Source organism: Botryobacter ruber (genome assembly GCF_003347595.2).
Lineage (GTDB): Bacteria > Bacteroidota > Bacteroidia > Cytophagales > Hymenobacteraceae > Pontibacter > Pontibacter ruber_A.
In genome coordinates this window covers 1-14,046 of the sequence record NZ_QCZK02000031.1, presented here as the reverse complement: position 1 = coordinate 14,046, position 14,046 = coordinate 1, and the positions used below count along the sequence as shown (strand labels likewise).

The window sequence follows — 14,046 nt, the reverse complement described above, 5'->3', positions numbered from 1 at the left end:
TCGTTTAGGGACTATGTTTTTACCTGATCTGCCAAAGCCTGTCCTGTTCCATCCGCTCAAGCACCACCTGGGCTACATCCGGGAATTTATCCGGCAAGGCACCCAGGCCGCTCCTGCAGCCTTAAAAGCAGATCTGCTGACGCTGGGCAGTTCGCAGCTCGATTTGTATACAGGGCAGCTCACGCCCCTGCAGCTTGCAGAAGAGGTGATACAGCAGTTGCAGCACCGGCATGTACTGGAACCGGAAGCTTACCGCCAGTTTATAGGTGCTGCAGATTCCGATTATCAAATTATCACGCTTGCTGATGGCACAGACTGGGTGCTGCGGTGGGGTGTGGAGGCAGGGCGGCATGTGCACCTGCACCCGGCACGCTATGCAGCCAATACCATTCGCGTAAAAGCTAACGCCCTGAAAACAGCAGTGGCTATGGTGACAGCAGCAGCAAAGTATAAAACGGCTGCGGCAGACCTGCCCCTCCTGAACCAGGTACGCCACGAATGGCTGGGGCTGCCGCCGGTAAAGGCATTGCCTTCGGATGAGGGTGCAGCCAAACTGGTGAAGCTGCTGAAAAACCAAATGCCGGAAGCCTGAAGCGCCTGTTACAGCGCCTCCTGTTTCCGGCATTCAGCCTTTTTCATAGTTTGGTTAGGCAGGTATGTTTTTACTCGCTGGGCACTGGCGGAGCCGGTGGCGCTGGCGGCGTTGGTGTCTCCGGAACGGCAGGTGGTTCTAAATAATAACCTTTCTCATATTGAAAGGTGCCTCTATAGCCATAATATTTGGCAACACCAGCCACCACGGTTATAAAGAGCAGCACCGCCAGGAGCAGGCCCAGCAGGAGTTTATTGCTTGTTGTCATGATCTTTTTCATTGTCTTTGTCGTTTCTTTACCCTTACATGCTTTTTCAGGAGCCGGCCAGCGGGTGCTTCTGCACGTAGGCTTTCAGGTCGTCGAGCGAGAGGCCGAGCAGCTGCATGGTTCTGAGGAACAGCGGAAGCTCCTCCTGCAGGAACTGCTCTTTTTTAAGCGCGATGGTTTTTTCGAGGCCGTCGTCGGCCAGGAAGTAGCCGATGCCCCGCTTGTTGTAGATCACGCCTTTATCCTGTAAGTAATTGAAGGTACGCATGGTGGTATTGGGGTTTACTTCAAACTCAACTGCCATATCCCGGATGGATGGGATCTTATCGCCACTGGTCCACTTCTTCTGAAGAATGTTTTCGAAAAAGCGTTCGGCAATTTGCAAATAGATCGCTTGTGATTCTCTGAATTCCATACTACACCTGCCTTTCTTTAAGTTTAAAATACGATACCAGTAATAGGAAAGGCCCCAGCAGATACCAGAAGATAAAAGGAATTACCTGTTTAATAATAAACTCCATGGTGTTCTTCAGGTCTGCCGGATAGGCATTAACGCTTATGTTACCTTCACCAAAGAGCAGAAAAGCCAATCCGCTGCCATACATGCCAATCAGCAGCACCAGCACAAAAAGCATCAGGAGTGTTTTCAGGAAGTTGTTGCCCCTGAAGCTGCAGGCACCCAGGAAAAAGATGGTCTGCGTTACCAGAAAAACCTTGATACTGGTAAAGAAGTTGCTGTCAAAAAGAAACGGTAACGCTTCCGGCCTGTCTGCTATTAATGAACTGATGAACAGGAGCAGCACCATAAACAGGGCAAACACGAGCACATAGACCGGTCCGGTAATAATCCAGCCCCCGATCAGCTTTTCGGTTGCCGACACCGGCAGCGTCAGGAAGGAATAGCTTTTTTGCGGGGTGTGCATTTCGTCGAAAATCTTACTTGTAAAAAAGTAGCCGCCCACAAAAAACACGACCAGGTAGAGGTTCCGCAGGCCGGGCAGCGTACCCGGGTTAAAGTAAGCGAACAGCGCAGAGATCACCAGCAGGGTGCCTACTACGGCTGCAATGGCTATCCAGAGCGAGCTGACATTCAGGTACAGGTGCCGCTTTATAAAATAGCCTAGTCTTGTAGAATTGAATTGAGGGTTCATCGTTTTATTTTGTACAATGGCTGGTGGTTATAAATACATCGTCGGTAAGCACGGTTTTTAGCAGCACCTCGACAGGATAAGCATAATTCAGCTCCAGTTGCTTTGTCTGCACCAGGAAGGCACAACCAAACGCAACAAGCGCAACGCCCAACGAACCGAGGCTCAGGTGCAGCTTAGCAATTTGAAGGTTAGCGAAAACTTGCATGGCTAATAGGTTAAATGGTTGTTAATAACGGCGGCATCTTTCACAATGCCGTTAAACAGCAGCTCCAGGTCTACACGGGTTTCCAGGCCCGACTGGTTTTTCACGATGCCGGCCCTGCGCCCCTGCATATCCTCTGCGTACAGAATCTCGGTTTCGTCCACGCCACGCAGGTTGTGCTCAAAGGCCATCCGTTCGGATATCTCGGCAATGTTCCGGTTAAAGATGATGTGCCCCTTCTCCAGCACCACCACGTTATCGATCAGGTTCTCCAGGTCCCGCACCTGGTGTGTAGAGATGATCACCACCTTTTCCTCGTCGAGCGCCGATGCCATAATCTTGCGGAACTGGCTTTTGGATGGAATATCGAGGCCGTTGGTGGGCTCGTCGAGGATGAGCAGGCGGGCATTGGTGGCCAGGGCAAAGGAAATCAGGAACTTCTTTTTCTGGCCGTACGACATGTTGGCGAGTTTTGTATCGGTCGGAATGTCGAACTCGGCGAGGTAACGGTTCAGCTGCTCGTAGTTGAATTTGCTGTAGAATGGCGCGTGCAGTTTTACATACGATGCTGGCAACACCCCCGGCAGCGCAAACTCTTCCGGCACCAGGAAAATATCCTGCAGCATCTCCGGGTTCCGCGCCTGCGCCTCGTACCCGAAGATATTGCAAACACCCGCATCCGGGTACAGCAGACCGGCGATGTGCTTGAGCAGCGATGTTTTACCCGCCCCGTTTTTACCCAGCAAACCATAAATGAAGCCTGGCTGCAGGGTCAGGTTCAGGTGGTCGAACAGCGGCTTGTTCTTTTTGTAGCTGAACTGAACATCTTGTAAGGTTATCATAGTTATATTTTGTTACCTGTTGTTTTAGTGTACTAGTTACTTAGTACACTACAAACGTACGAAAGGTTTTTGAATTTGCAAGCTTTTTTGAAGAAATTATTTTTGATCGTTGATGGTAGTGATGGAAGGATGAATGTGATTTTAAGTTTGTCTGAATCAGGATTTGCGGAATTTCAGGATTTTCAGGATTAGCGTTAGAAGGCAGTAGACAGGCTCGAAAGATTGGAGGAGGAGGAGAGGGAATGGTGGCAGGTACAGCAGAACTTTTGTTGTTGCCGGTGATAACACACGGCAACGGCGGCATGCTTAGCGTGGAGCAGCGGCTATGGTGGCGGGAGCAGAAAAGGAAATCTGGTCCAGAAATCCTGAAAATCCTAAAATTCGGTAAATCCTGATTCAGACAAACCTGAAATCACATCCACCCTTCCATCCTACCATCAACGGTCTAAAACAAAAGCGCCACCCCTTGCGGAATGGCGCTGCTGATATGATAGTATGTATTGCTAAGCTTAGATATGAATGGCTCTGTTCTCTGTGGCGGCGAGGCAGGCTTCTTTCATGGCTTCGGTGTAGGTTGGGTGGGCGTGGCTCATGCGGGCAATGTCTTCTGCCGACGCACGGAACTCCATGGCTACTACTGCCTCGGCAATCATGTCGGCGGCACGTGGCCCGATCATGTGTACGCCCAGGATTTCGTCTGTTTCCTTATCGGCGAGTACTTTCACAAAACCGTCGGTGTCCATAGACGCTTTGGCGCGCCCTGAAGCTTTGAACGGGAACGAACCGGATTTAAAGGCACGCCCCTGCTCCTTCAGCTGCTCTTCTGTAAAGCCTACGCCAGCCACTTCCGGCCAGGTATAAACAACTCCAGGAATCAGGTTGTAGTTGATATGCGGCTTTTGGCCCACCATGTACTCTGCTACCAGTACACCTTCTTCTTCGGCTTTGTGTGCCAGCATGGCGCCACGCACTACGTCGCCAATGGCAAAAATACCCGGCACGTTGGTTTCGAGGTGGTCGTTTACGGCAATCATGCCGCGCTCGCCCATCTGCACACCGGCATTCTCCAGGCCAAGCCCTTCGGTGTAGGGTTTACGGCCTACTGATACCAGCACATAGTCACCCTCGAAGGTTACAGTTTCACCTTTTGGTGTTTCGGCAGTTACCTGTACGGCATCGCCTGTGTTGGTAGCGCCTGTTACTTTGTGGCTCATGTAGAACTCAAAGCCGAGCGTTTTCTTCAGTACACGCATCAGCTCTTTGCCCAGCGCACGGTCCATGGTCGGGATGATGGAATCCATATACTCCACCACCGATACCTTTGCTCCCAGACGCGCATATACCGAACCAAGCTCCAGCCCGATAACGCCTCCACCAATGATGATCATGTGTTTCGGCACTTCAGTAAGCGTCAAAGCTTCGGTAGACGTGATGATGCGCTTCTTGTCGATTGGCAGGAACGGCAGCGAAACCGGCTTTGAACCTGTCGCAATGATGGTTTTGTCTGTTTCAATCTCCTGCTCCTGGCCGTCTGCTCCGGTTACTTTGATCTTGTTTTTGCTTACAAAAGAGCCAAGGCCATAATAGGTATCGATCTTATTTTTCTTCATCAGGTACGTGATGCCGTCGTTGTTCGACTTTACCACTTCGCCCTTCCGCTTGATCATCTGCTGGATGTTTACCTGCAGGTTATCTAGGTCGATGCCGTGTGTTTTAAAGGTATGGGCGGCGTTGTGGTAGTGCTCTGAAGAGTCGAGCAGCGCTTTGGATGGGATACAGCCTACGTTCAGGCAGGTACCACCCAGCACGTTATATTTTTCAATGATAGCAGTTTTCAGGCCCAGTTGTGCACAGCGAACCGCTGCCACATACCCACCAGGACCAGAACCGATAACTGTTACGTCGTATTTCATTTTCTATTCTGTTAAAGAGTTGCCTCTTATTTTTAATATTTTTCTAAAGATGAAGCTTTCGCTTTATAGCATCATTTATTGTCATCTCGACCCCAGGGAGAGATCTGATGAACTGCAAAAGCAAATTGCACCCAGATCTCTCCCTGCGGTCGAGATGACATATAAGACTTTAATTTCATCCTGAAGCTAAAATAAAGGAGGAGAAAACTTCTCAGCCTCTCCTCCTCTACCTTCTCTACTAAATTATACTCCTAATAGCAATCTCATCGGATCTTCCAGCAGCTCTTTTACGCGCACCAGGAAGCTTACGGATTCGCGGCCGTCGATGATGCGGTGGTCGTAGGACAGGGCCAGGTACATCATCGGGCGTATTTCTACCTGACCATTGATGGCTACCGGACGCTGCACGATGTTGTGCATACCCAGAATGGCAGACTGTGGCGCGTTGATGATTGGCGTTGACATCATGGAACCGAAGATACCACCGTTGGTGATGGTAAAGGTACCGCCTGTCATTTCTTCGATGCCGAGTTTCCCGTCGCGGGCTCGCTTGGCTAAACGCACTACTTCTTTCTCGATTCCGTCTAAGCTTAGCTGCTCGGCATTGCGGATAACCGGCACTACCAGTCCTTTAGGCGAAGAAACAGCGATAGACACATCGCAGTAGTCGTTGAACACGATATCGTTGCCATCGATCATAGCGTTAACCGCAGGCCACTCCTGCAGCGCCATGGTACACGCTTTGGTGAAGAACGACATGAAGCCTAAACCAACCTCATGCTTTTCCTTAAACTTGTCTTTGTACTTGGCACGGATGTCCATGATCGGCTTCATGTCTACCTCGTTGAAGGTAGTAAGCATTGCCGTTTCGTTTTTCACCTGCACCAGGCGGCGGGCAACTGTTTTGCGCAGGCTGCTCATTTTCTCGCGGCGCTGGTTGCGGTCGCCAGATGCGGCAGGAGCTGCAGCAGTTTCCTGTTTTGCGGCAGGCGCAGCGGCTGGTTTAGCAGCAGCTTTCTGGGCACCAAGCGCATCTTCTTTGGTGATACGGCCATCGCGGCCAGTACCTTGTACGTCGGCAGCGTTAACGCCTTTCTCCGCCAGAATTTTACCGGCTGCAGGCGAAGGTGTACCGGAAGCATATGTCTGGCTTCCGCCAGCGGCAGCTGCCGGCTGAGCGGCCTGTTGTGCTGCAGGCGCAGCAGGCTGGGCAGCTGGTTTAGCAGCACCAGCACCTGCCTCAATACGGCAGATCAGGGCACCAATCTCCAGCACATCGCCTTCCTGGGCCACGATACGCAGCGTACCGGAAGCCTCGGCTGGTAATTCGAATGTTGCTTTATCAGACTCCAGTTCGCACAGCACTTCATCCATTTCTACATGGTCGCCGTCGTTTTTCAGCCAGTTGGCAACAGTTACCTCGGTGATAGACTCACCTACCGTAGGCACTTTCATTTCGATTGTTTCGCCACCACCTTGCGCGGCGGGAGCACCAGCTGCCTGAGCAGCAGGTTGAGCAGCTGCAGCAGGAGCAGAATCGCCTGCCGAAGCAGCGCCATTCTCTTCGATACGGCAGATTACTGTACCAATCTCGATGGTATCGCCTTCCTGTGCCACTATCCGTAAAATGCCTGCTGCTTCGGCGGGCAATTCGAATGTTGCTTTATCAGATTCCAGCTCACAAATTACCTCATCCATCTCTACCCGGTCACCGTCTTTCTTTAGCCACTGGGCTATCGTTACCTCGGTTATAGATTCGCCTACTGCAGGCACTTTAACTTCTAAACTCATATTTTTTTAACTTATGAATGACGAATTTTTATCAAAAATAAGTCTGGCTAATGGGCTGCAAAGGCACACAAATGTACCGCCATCCATTAACCAGACTTTTACTTAAATTTCGAATGCACGGTTTACGATATCCTGCTGCTCTTTTACGTGTACTTTCATGTAACCGGTGGCAGGCGATGCACTTGGCTTACGTGCAATCACATCTTCCACTTTGTTACGCATCACACGCAGGATATAGGTCCAGCCGCCCATGTTTTCCGGCTCTTCCTGTACCCAGTAAATTTTAGCTTTCGGATATTTCTGCAGCTCTGCCTCCAGCTGCACTTTCGGGAATGGCGCCAGCTGCTCCAGGCGGATAATGGCTACATCTGTGCGTTTGTTCTTCTGCTGCTCTTCCAGCAGATCGAAGTATACTTTGCCGGAGCACAGTAACACCTTCTTCACTGTTTTAGGCGCTGCAATGGAATCGCCAATCACTTCTCTGAAGCCGCCCTGCGTAAACTCTTCGATCGGAGACACCATCAACGGATGGCGCAGCAACGATTTTGGAGCCATGTTCACAGCAGGCTTGCGGAACGGCAATGCCAGCTGACGACGCAGGAAGTGGAAGAAGTTGGCAGGAGTGGTGATATACGTTACAAACATGTTGTTCTCGGCTGCCAGCTGCAGGAAGCGCTCCGGACGGGCATTGGAGTGCTCCGGTCCCTGGCCTTCGTAGCCGTGCGGCAACAGCATCACCACACCGTTCATACGCTGCCACTTAGACTCAGTAGCCGCAATAAACTGGTCGATCATTACCTGTGCACCGTTGCCAAAATCACCGAACTGCGCTTCCCAGATAACCAGTGCGCTAGGGTTCGCCATGGCATAACCAAACTCAAAACCCAGTACCCCATATTCAGAAAGCAGCGAGTTGTAGATTTCCAGCTTGCGCTGTTCGTCCTGGATGTAGTTCAGGCTTGAATATGGCGTATTGCTATTCGCATCGCGGATAACAGCATGACGATGCGAGAACGTACCGCGCTGCACATCCTGACCGCTCAAACGAACCACTTTACCTTCGGCAAGGATGGAGCCATAGGCCAGCAATTCGGCAGCAGCCCAGTTAAGCTCACGGGTTTCGAAGAACATGTCCTTACGCTCTTTAAGCAGTTTCTCTATCTGCTTCAGCGGCTTAAAGCCCTGCGGAACGGTAGTCAGTGCCTTTCCTACTTTTTCGATCACCTCTTCGGAAATTCCGGTTTCAGGCGACTGGTTAAAGTCTTCCGGCGTAGAACGGCGCAGCGTCTGCCATTCTTTTTCCATAGTCTGATAGTTGTACGGAAGCGGCTTTTGCTTTACCATGTCGAGGCGGTCCTGCAGCATCTGCCTGAATTCGGCATCCATGTTTCGCGCCAGTTCAGCGTCGATCTCGCCATGGCTGATCAGTTCTTTGTTATATACCTCGCGCGGGTTAGGGTGCTTGGAAATCAGGTTGTAGAGGTGCGGCTGCGTAAACTTCGGCTCGTCGGCCTCGTTGTGGCCATGGCGGCGGTAGCACACCATATCAATAAATACATCGCCCCCGTATTTCTGGCGGTATTCTGTTGCCATACGCACGGCAAATACCACTGCCTCCGGATCGTCGCCGTTCACGTGAATAACAGGCGCGTCAATCATTTTGGCAACATCAGTACAGTAAATAGAGGAGCGGGCATCTACGAAATCGGTAGTGAAACCAATCTGGTTATTGATCACAAAGTGAATGGTACCGCCGGTATGGTAACCAGCCAGTTTCGACATTTGTGTAACCTCGTATACGATACCCTGACCTGCCACAGCAGCATCGCCGTGGATGAGGATAGGCACGATCTGGCGGGGATCTTTTTCATACATGCAGTCTATTTTGGCACGTACAAAGCCTTCTACCACCGGGTTAACAGCCTCCAGGTGCGATGGGTTTGGCGCCAGCTTCAGGTTAACTACCCGTCCGGATGGCGTCTCAACTTCCGAAGAGAAGCCCATGTGGTATTTTACGTCGCCGTCGCCGTAGGTAAGATCCGGAACAGCTGTTCCTTCAAATTCCGAGAAGATCTGCTCGTACGTTTTGCCCATGATGTTGGCAAGCACGTTTAAGCGGCCACGGTGGGCCATCCCAATCACGACCTCTCTGGCTCCTAGTTCAGATGCTTTATCGATAATCGCATCCAGGGCCGGGATAGTTGTTTCGCCACCCTCAAGCGAGAAGCGTTTCTGGCCCAGGAACTTCGTGTGCAGGAAGTTCTCGAACACCACCGCTTCGTTCAGCTTGGAAAGGATGCGTTTTTTATATTCAATACCCGGATTAAAGCTTAAAGACTCTTTTTCTATTTTCTGCTGTAACCACTTCTGGATCTCAGGGTTACGAATATACATGTATTCATAGCCGATGCTGCACTCGTATATTTTCTTAAGCGCTGCCACAATGTCGCGAAGCGATGCTGGCCCGATGCCGATCACCTCTCCTACCTGGAATACCGTATCCAAGTCAGCTTCGGTCAGCCCGAAATCTTCCAGGTCCAACAGGGCTTTGCGATCTTTTCGCTCGCGCACCGGATTAGTTTTGGAGCGTAAGTGCCCACGGGTGCGATAAGCATAGATCAGGTTACGTACAGCAACCTCTTTCTCTGACTCACCCTCAACAACCTTTGCTGTTTTAGCAGTAGCAGGAGCTGCTGCTTCAGCAACATGTCCGTTTTCTCCGTAAGCGGAAGAAAACTCATAGCCTTCAAAAAACTTGCGCCATCCGAAATCTACCGACTCTGGATCCTGCTGATACGCCTTGTAGAGCTCATCTATGTAGGCTCCGTGCGCATTTGCGATGTAAGTATATTTATCCATATGTTTTTACTACTGCTTATTAGCACAGCAAAGATAGAAGTTATTCTAAATAAAATAAATGCTTATATTCGCATACACAAATACAAGGGCAATATTTTTATTTAAAACCGGCTGTTTTTGTCATAGTTCCGGCCCGAAGCAGGTAGTTTATTTTTCTGTTAATTTTATAGCTAACTGTAAAACAGAAACGAATGTTCGTAAATATAGGGTAATCTGTAATAATATCGAAGCAAATAAATGGGTAATTAATAGTAGCCAAACTACCTGAAACAGAAGAATTGTTGTTTTCCTATAGCCGTTTACAAGCTCCTAAACACCCCGTTTCTGTTCATCCTTACCTGCAGCCGTTAATCAGAATGCAGCAGTGGCTATGGTGGCAACTGCTGCAGAATAAAGTAGCTTAACATTATCAACTGTTGCCAGTATAAGTGGGTTATATTAACCTAACTTGATCCATATGAAAAATTTTTTTTGGCTTCTGGCGTTACCAGCACTGTTAACCTTTAGCTGCAGCGAAAGCTCCCGGCAGGTGGCGGAGACCGAAGACAAGGATAAAACCGCCGTAAACGACAGCACCAACGTAGAACCTGCGCTGGAAAGCATAACCACCAGCGATGTGCTCATGCATACAAAAGTATTGGCTTCCGATGCTTTTGAGGGTCGTGGTCCTGGTACAGCCGGCGAAGATTCTGCTGTTAATTACCTGACACGCCAGTTTAAGAAACTCGGGCTGAAGCCCGGCAACCCGGATGGCACCTATATCCAGCAAGTTCCTATGATGGGTTTTACAGCCAGAACGGAAGCTTCCTTTACAGCCGGAGGCAAAAAAATAAAACTTCAGTCTCCTGATGATTATGTAGCCGTGTCGCGACGTTTTGCTCCTTCCGTTGAAGTAAAAAATTCTGACATTGTTTTTGTAGGCTATGGCATTGTTGCCCCTGAATACGGCTGGGATGATTACAAAAATGTAGATGTGAAAGGCAAAACCATTGTTATGCTCATCAATGACCCGCCTATTCCGAGCCCTGCCGCTCCCGGTAAGTTAGATACGACCATGTTTGGCGGCAAAGCGATGACGTACTACGGTCGCTGGACCTACAAATATGAGATTGCCGCCGAAAAAGGCGCCGCAGCAGCTATTATCATACACGAAACTGAGCCGGCCGGTTATCCTTACGAAGTACTTTCCGGAAGCTGGAACCGTGAAAACTTCGACACCAGCACATCGAATAAAAACATGCACCGGGCAGCCATAGAGGCCTGGATAACTACCGAAAAAGCAAAGCAGCTTTTTAATGCCGACGGCAAAAGCTTTGCAGCACTAAAGGCCAGCGCACTACGAAAAGATTTTATGCCAGTGCCGCTCAATGCCAAAGCAAACTTCACAATAAAAAATGAGCTGCGTGAAATTGATTCCAGAAACGTAGTTGCTAAACTGGAAGGTGCTGACCCGGAACTGAAGGAAGAGTACATTATATACACCGCGCACTGGGACCATCTGGGTAAAGACACAACGCTGACCGATGACCAGATCTATAACGGCGCCCTCGACAACGCCAGCGGCACTGCAGGATTGCTGGAACTGGCAGAAGCCTTTACACAACTTCCTGAAAAGCCAAAACGGTCTGTTCTATTTTTAGCAGTAACAGCTGAGGAACAAGGGCTTTTAGGTGCGAAATACTATGCTTCCAATCCGCTGTACCCGCTCAACAAAACGCTGGCAAACATTAATATGGATGGCTTGAATACTTATGGTCCTACCGAAGATGTAGTAGTGATTGGCTATGGCAACTCCACGGTAGAAGATATACTGGCCGAAGAGGCACAAAAACAGGACAGGCGCATTGTGCCGGAGCCCACACCGGAAAAAGGGTACTATTACCGTTCTGATCATTTTGAATTTGCAAAACAGGGCGTGCCTGCTCTGTATATGAAGTCGGGAGTAAAAGCCCGTAACCGGCCTGATGATTATGTCAAGAAGATCCAGGATGAATATATCGCCAAAGATTATCACAAAGTAAGTGACCAGGTGAAAGAAAGCTGGAACCTGGAAGGAGCTGTAGAAGATCTCCGTTTGTTGTTCATGGTTGGTTACCGCATCGCGAACGGACAACAGTACCCGGAGTGGAAACCTACCTCAGCGTTTAAAGCGCGCCGCGACTCGATGCTAACGACAACAGAACACGCGCACCAGTAAACCCGGACTAACTCGCTAGCGGAATACCAAAGTCGCTGTCTCAGCCTAACATACCAGTAGAATCTCTGATAATTTATATTCACATGGCAATATCAGCACAAGCCACCCAATCCAATATTAAACGTTAACCCTGCAGATACAGTGATTCACACTAAAAATAAGGCCTTTTACCAGATAATAGCGAAAAGAAACAATGGTTTTAAGTAACCTTCTGCAGCCATAGCGTATAAGGAAGTACAAATTACAATAATTTCAACAAATGAAATTGCTATGAAAAAGAACATAAAATTAGCGTTTGCTGCCTTTGCTTTACTAGCTTTTACTGCTTGCGGTAACGACAGCGATACAGCTACCGATACTACAGAAACAGTAGAAACAGAAGTAGACACAGATATGGATATGGAAACAGATCTGGATGCTGACACTACTATTGTAGTTGAGGATACCACTGTAACCGATGGTGTTGCCGACGAAATAAAAGAAGAGCAACCTCCTAGATAGATAAAATAATAAATTTATAAAAAGGGTCTCCGTTCGATTATTGACGGAGACCCTTTTTAGTTGATACTACCTACATATTTTTATTGAATCAGCAATAAAAAATAACAGATTGATGGGTTTAGCAGATAAGTTTTTAAATTAGGGAATGAGAAAACCACCCCTGACATACGACGGTGTAGCTATATGGCTGGTAGAGACGGATGAAGAGCTGAAGGAAGCTTTAGAAGAGCTTTGGTCCAGTTCTGTTCTGGCACTAGACCTGGAGTTCGACCAGAACCGCTTTACCTATGGCTTTAACCTGTGCCTGATTCAGATAACAGACGGAAAAGGAAAATGCTTCATCATAGATCCGTTCATGGTAAAAGACTTAAAGCCCCTGTTTCAGCTGCTGGAAGCTCCCGACATTACCAAAATTATACACCATGCCAACAACGATATCTTGCTGTTAAACAAGTTAGGTTGTAAGATAAAGGGCGTGATGGATACGGATGTAGCCGCAAAAATTTTAAATTTCGAGCGTTCTTCTCTTGCTACTGTCTTAAAAACAGAATTTGATAAAGAAATAGACAAAAGCCAGCAATCCAGCAACTGGAATAAAAGACCGCTCACTGAAGATCAGATCATATATGCTGCCATTGATATCATTTACCTGCACCGGGTAAAAGACCGGCTGGTGGAGCAGGTAAAGGAACTGGAGCGTTTAGACTGGCTGGAGGAAGAAAACTTTTTGCTGGAGCAGCTGACGTATGCGGAACCGGTTAATCCTCACCTGAAGCTACGCAACGCCTATAAGCTTAACATTTACCAGCAGTTTATCCTGAAAGAACTTTTTGCTTTCAGGGAAAAAATGGGGAAGAAACTTAACAAACCTGCTCCCTATGTAATTTCTAACGAGGCATTAGTCGAACTTGCCAACAACCCCAACACCGATGTCCGCGAATGGATAAACCACAGCAGGGGGATTCACACCGCCTTAAAAAAACCATTTAACGAAAAAGAGCTGGTAATAACCATGGCGAACGCCAAGAAAGAAGCCAAAGAGCAGCATATCAGCCACGAGTATGTGGCGAATAAATTTTTCCGGCCTATAAAAACACCGGAAACGGAAGCGCGCAAAGAGGCCTTAACACAAGTACAGAAGAAGATAGTTGAAAAGTACGGAGAATTTGCGACCAGGCTTATTATTACACAAGGCCTTATTACGGAATACAGCCAGACAGGTAAACTCCGTTGCGTAAAGCAGTATGCAACAGAAGTCCTACTGCAAACTGCGGCAGAACTAAACATTGCTTTGCCGGTACCTGCTACAAGAGAAACGGAGTAGGATTAAAATAATTGATTCTTCCGCAGCTACTACTTTTGTAGTAGCTGCCAACAGCAGCAGAGGCAATGGAGGCAGGAGCAGCAGACTTTTTGAGCAGCTAAGAAGCAGGTTGAAGGAATCGCACAGAGTAACTTCAATAGCAGAAAGCGCTTCCATACAGTTCCCCATACTCACTTTCCCCTTTTACCAGTTAGTAAAAAGTATCTTCCATTCCATAACCTCTTGTAGCTGGCCTTACTGGAGTTTGCCCACAAGGTACTGTCTTAAAAGTCAAGTTTTTTTATAGGATAATTTTGTTATCTTTGTCTTACCCAAAAGAGAGCTCCCAGCCGAAAGGTCACGGATGTTCATCTTGTGTAGCCCCGCTAGCCGGGGCTACTTTTTTATGCTGCTGCGCAGCAACCCA

The 14,046-nt window shown here is 48.6% G+C and carries 12 protein-coding genes; 4 read left to right on the top strand and 8 right to left on the bottom strand.

Annotated elements, in window-relative coordinates; genetic code table 11:
- Positions 1-13: 13 nt before the first annotated feature.
- Positions 14-592 (top strand): hypothetical protein, encoded by a 579-nt coding sequence (locus DCW36_RS08855; protein WP_114782182.1) that lies wholly within the window; start codon positions 14-16, stop codon positions 590-592.
- Positions 593-662: 70 nt separating this feature from the next.
- On the opposite strand, the gene DCW36_RS08850 is transcribed toward DCW36_RS08855, so the two are convergent.
- From DCW36_RS08850 to DCW36_RS08815, 8 genes are all read right to left on the bottom strand, one after another.
- On the bottom strand, positions 663-872 hold the full coding sequence (locus DCW36_RS08850; protein ID WP_125185381.1) for a hypothetical protein: 210 nt from the start codon (positions 870-872) through the stop codon (positions 663-665).
- Between the two features lie 34 nt (positions 873-906).
- Positions 907-1,275 (bottom strand): GntR family transcriptional regulator, encoded by a 369-nt coding sequence (locus DCW36_RS08845; RefSeq protein ID WP_114782181.1) that lies wholly within the window; start codon positions 1,273-1,275, stop codon positions 907-909.
- 1 nt (position 1,276) lies between these two features.
- A complete protein-coding gene (locus tag DCW36_RS08840; RefSeq protein ID WP_114782180.1) occupies positions 1,277-2,011 on the bottom strand; it encodes a hypothetical protein in 735 nt (244 codons plus the stop codon).
- 4 nt (positions 2,012-2,015) lie between these two features.
- Positions 2,016-2,216 (bottom strand): hypothetical protein, encoded by a 201-nt coding sequence (locus tag DCW36_RS08835; RefSeq protein ID WP_114782179.1) that lies wholly within the window; start codon positions 2,214-2,216, stop codon positions 2,016-2,018.
- A gap of 2 nt (positions 2,217-2,218) precedes the next feature.
- Positions 2,219-3,055, bottom strand: a complete 837-nt coding sequence (locus DCW36_RS08830) for an ABC transporter ATP-binding protein (RefSeq protein ID WP_114782178.1) — start codon at positions 3,053-3,055, stop codon at positions 2,219-2,221.
- A 509-nt stretch (positions 3,056-3,564) separates the two neighbouring features.
- Positions 3,565-4,968 carry a dihydrolipoyl dehydrogenase gene (lpdA, locus tag DCW36_RS08825; protein ID WP_114782177.1) on the bottom strand — a complete coding sequence of 468 codons (1,404 nt, stop codon included), beginning with the start codon at positions 4,966-4,968 and terminating at the stop codon, positions 3,565-3,567.
- Positions 4,969-5,211: 243 nt separating this feature from the next.
- Positions 5,212-6,759, bottom strand: a complete 1,548-nt coding sequence (gene odhB, locus DCW36_RS08820; protein ID WP_114782176.1) for a 2-oxoglutarate dehydrogenase complex dihydrolipoyllysine-residue succinyltransferase — start codon at positions 6,757-6,759, stop codon at positions 5,212-5,214.
- A 102-nt stretch (positions 6,760-6,861) separates the two neighbouring features.
- Complete coding sequence (locus tag DCW36_RS08815; protein WP_114782175.1) at positions 6,862-9,618, bottom strand: 2-oxoglutarate dehydrogenase E1 component; 2,757 nt, start codon at positions 9,616-9,618, stop codon at positions 6,862-6,864.
- Positions 9,619-10,075: 457 nt separating this feature from the next.
- On the opposite strand from DCW36_RS08815, the gene DCW36_RS08810 reads away from it, so the two are divergent.
- The 3 genes from DCW36_RS08810 (at position 10,076) to DCW36_RS08800 (ending at position 13,640) form a co-directional block, all read left to right on the top strand.
- A complete protein-coding gene (locus DCW36_RS08810) occupies positions 10,076-11,815 on the top strand; it encodes a M28 family metallopeptidase (RefSeq protein ID WP_114782174.1) in 1,740 nt (579 codons plus the stop codon).
- 270 nt (positions 11,816-12,085) lie between these two features.
- A complete protein-coding gene (locus DCW36_RS08805) occupies positions 12,086-12,316 on the top strand; it encodes a hypothetical protein (protein WP_114782173.1) in 231 nt (76 codons plus the stop codon).
- A gap of 145 nt (positions 12,317-12,461) precedes the next feature.
- A complete protein-coding gene (locus DCW36_RS08800) occupies positions 12,462-13,640 on the top strand; it encodes a ribonuclease D (RefSeq protein ID WP_114782172.1) in 1,179 nt (392 codons plus the stop codon).
- The last annotated feature ends 406 nt before the right edge of the window (positions 13,641-14,046 follow it).

Excerpts from the sequence above, each read along its gene's own strand:
- DCW36_RS08855 (WP_114782182.1), top strand. The coding sequence starts at position 14 with ATGTTTTTACCTGATCTGCCAAAGCCTGTCCTGTTCCATCCGCTCAAG.
- DCW36_RS08850 (WP_125185381.1), bottom strand. The coding sequence starts at position 872 with ATGAAAAAGATCATGACAACAAGCAATAAACTCCTGCTGGGCCTGCTC.
- DCW36_RS08845 (WP_114782181.1), bottom strand. The coding sequence starts at position 1,275 with ATGGAATTCAGAGAATCACAAGCGATCTATTTGCAAATTGCCGAACGC.
- DCW36_RS08840 (WP_114782180.1), bottom strand. The coding sequence starts at position 2,011 with ATGAACCCTCAATTCAATTCTACAAGACTAGGCTATTTTATAAAGCGG.
- DCW36_RS08835 (WP_114782179.1), bottom strand. The coding sequence starts at position 2,216 with ATGCAAGTTTTCGCTAACCTTCAAATTGCTAAGCTGCACCTGAGCCTC.
- DCW36_RS08830 (WP_114782178.1), bottom strand. The coding sequence starts at position 3,055 with ATGATAACCTTACAAGATGTTCAGTTCAGCTACAAAAAGAACAAGCCG.
- lpdA (WP_114782177.1), bottom strand. The coding sequence starts at position 4,968 with ATGAAATACGACGTAACAGTTATCGGTTCTGGTCCTGGTGGGTATGTG.
- odhB (WP_114782176.1), bottom strand. The coding sequence starts at position 6,759 with ATGAGTTTAGAAGTTAAAGTGCCTGCAGTAGGCGAATCTATAACCGAG.
- DCW36_RS08815 (WP_114782175.1), bottom strand. The coding sequence starts at position 9,618 with ATGGATAAATATACTTACATCGCAAATGCGCACGGAGCCTACATAGAT.
- DCW36_RS08810 (WP_114782174.1), top strand. The coding sequence starts at position 10,076 with ATGAAAAATTTTTTTTGGCTTCTGGCGTTACCAGCACTGTTAACCTTT.
- DCW36_RS08805 (WP_114782173.1), top strand. The coding sequence starts at position 12,086 with ATGAAAAAGAACATAAAATTAGCGTTTGCTGCCTTTGCTTTACTAGCT.
- DCW36_RS08800 (WP_114782172.1), top strand. The coding sequence starts at position 12,462 with ATGAGAAAACCACCCCTGACATACGACGGTGTAGCTATATGGCTGGTA.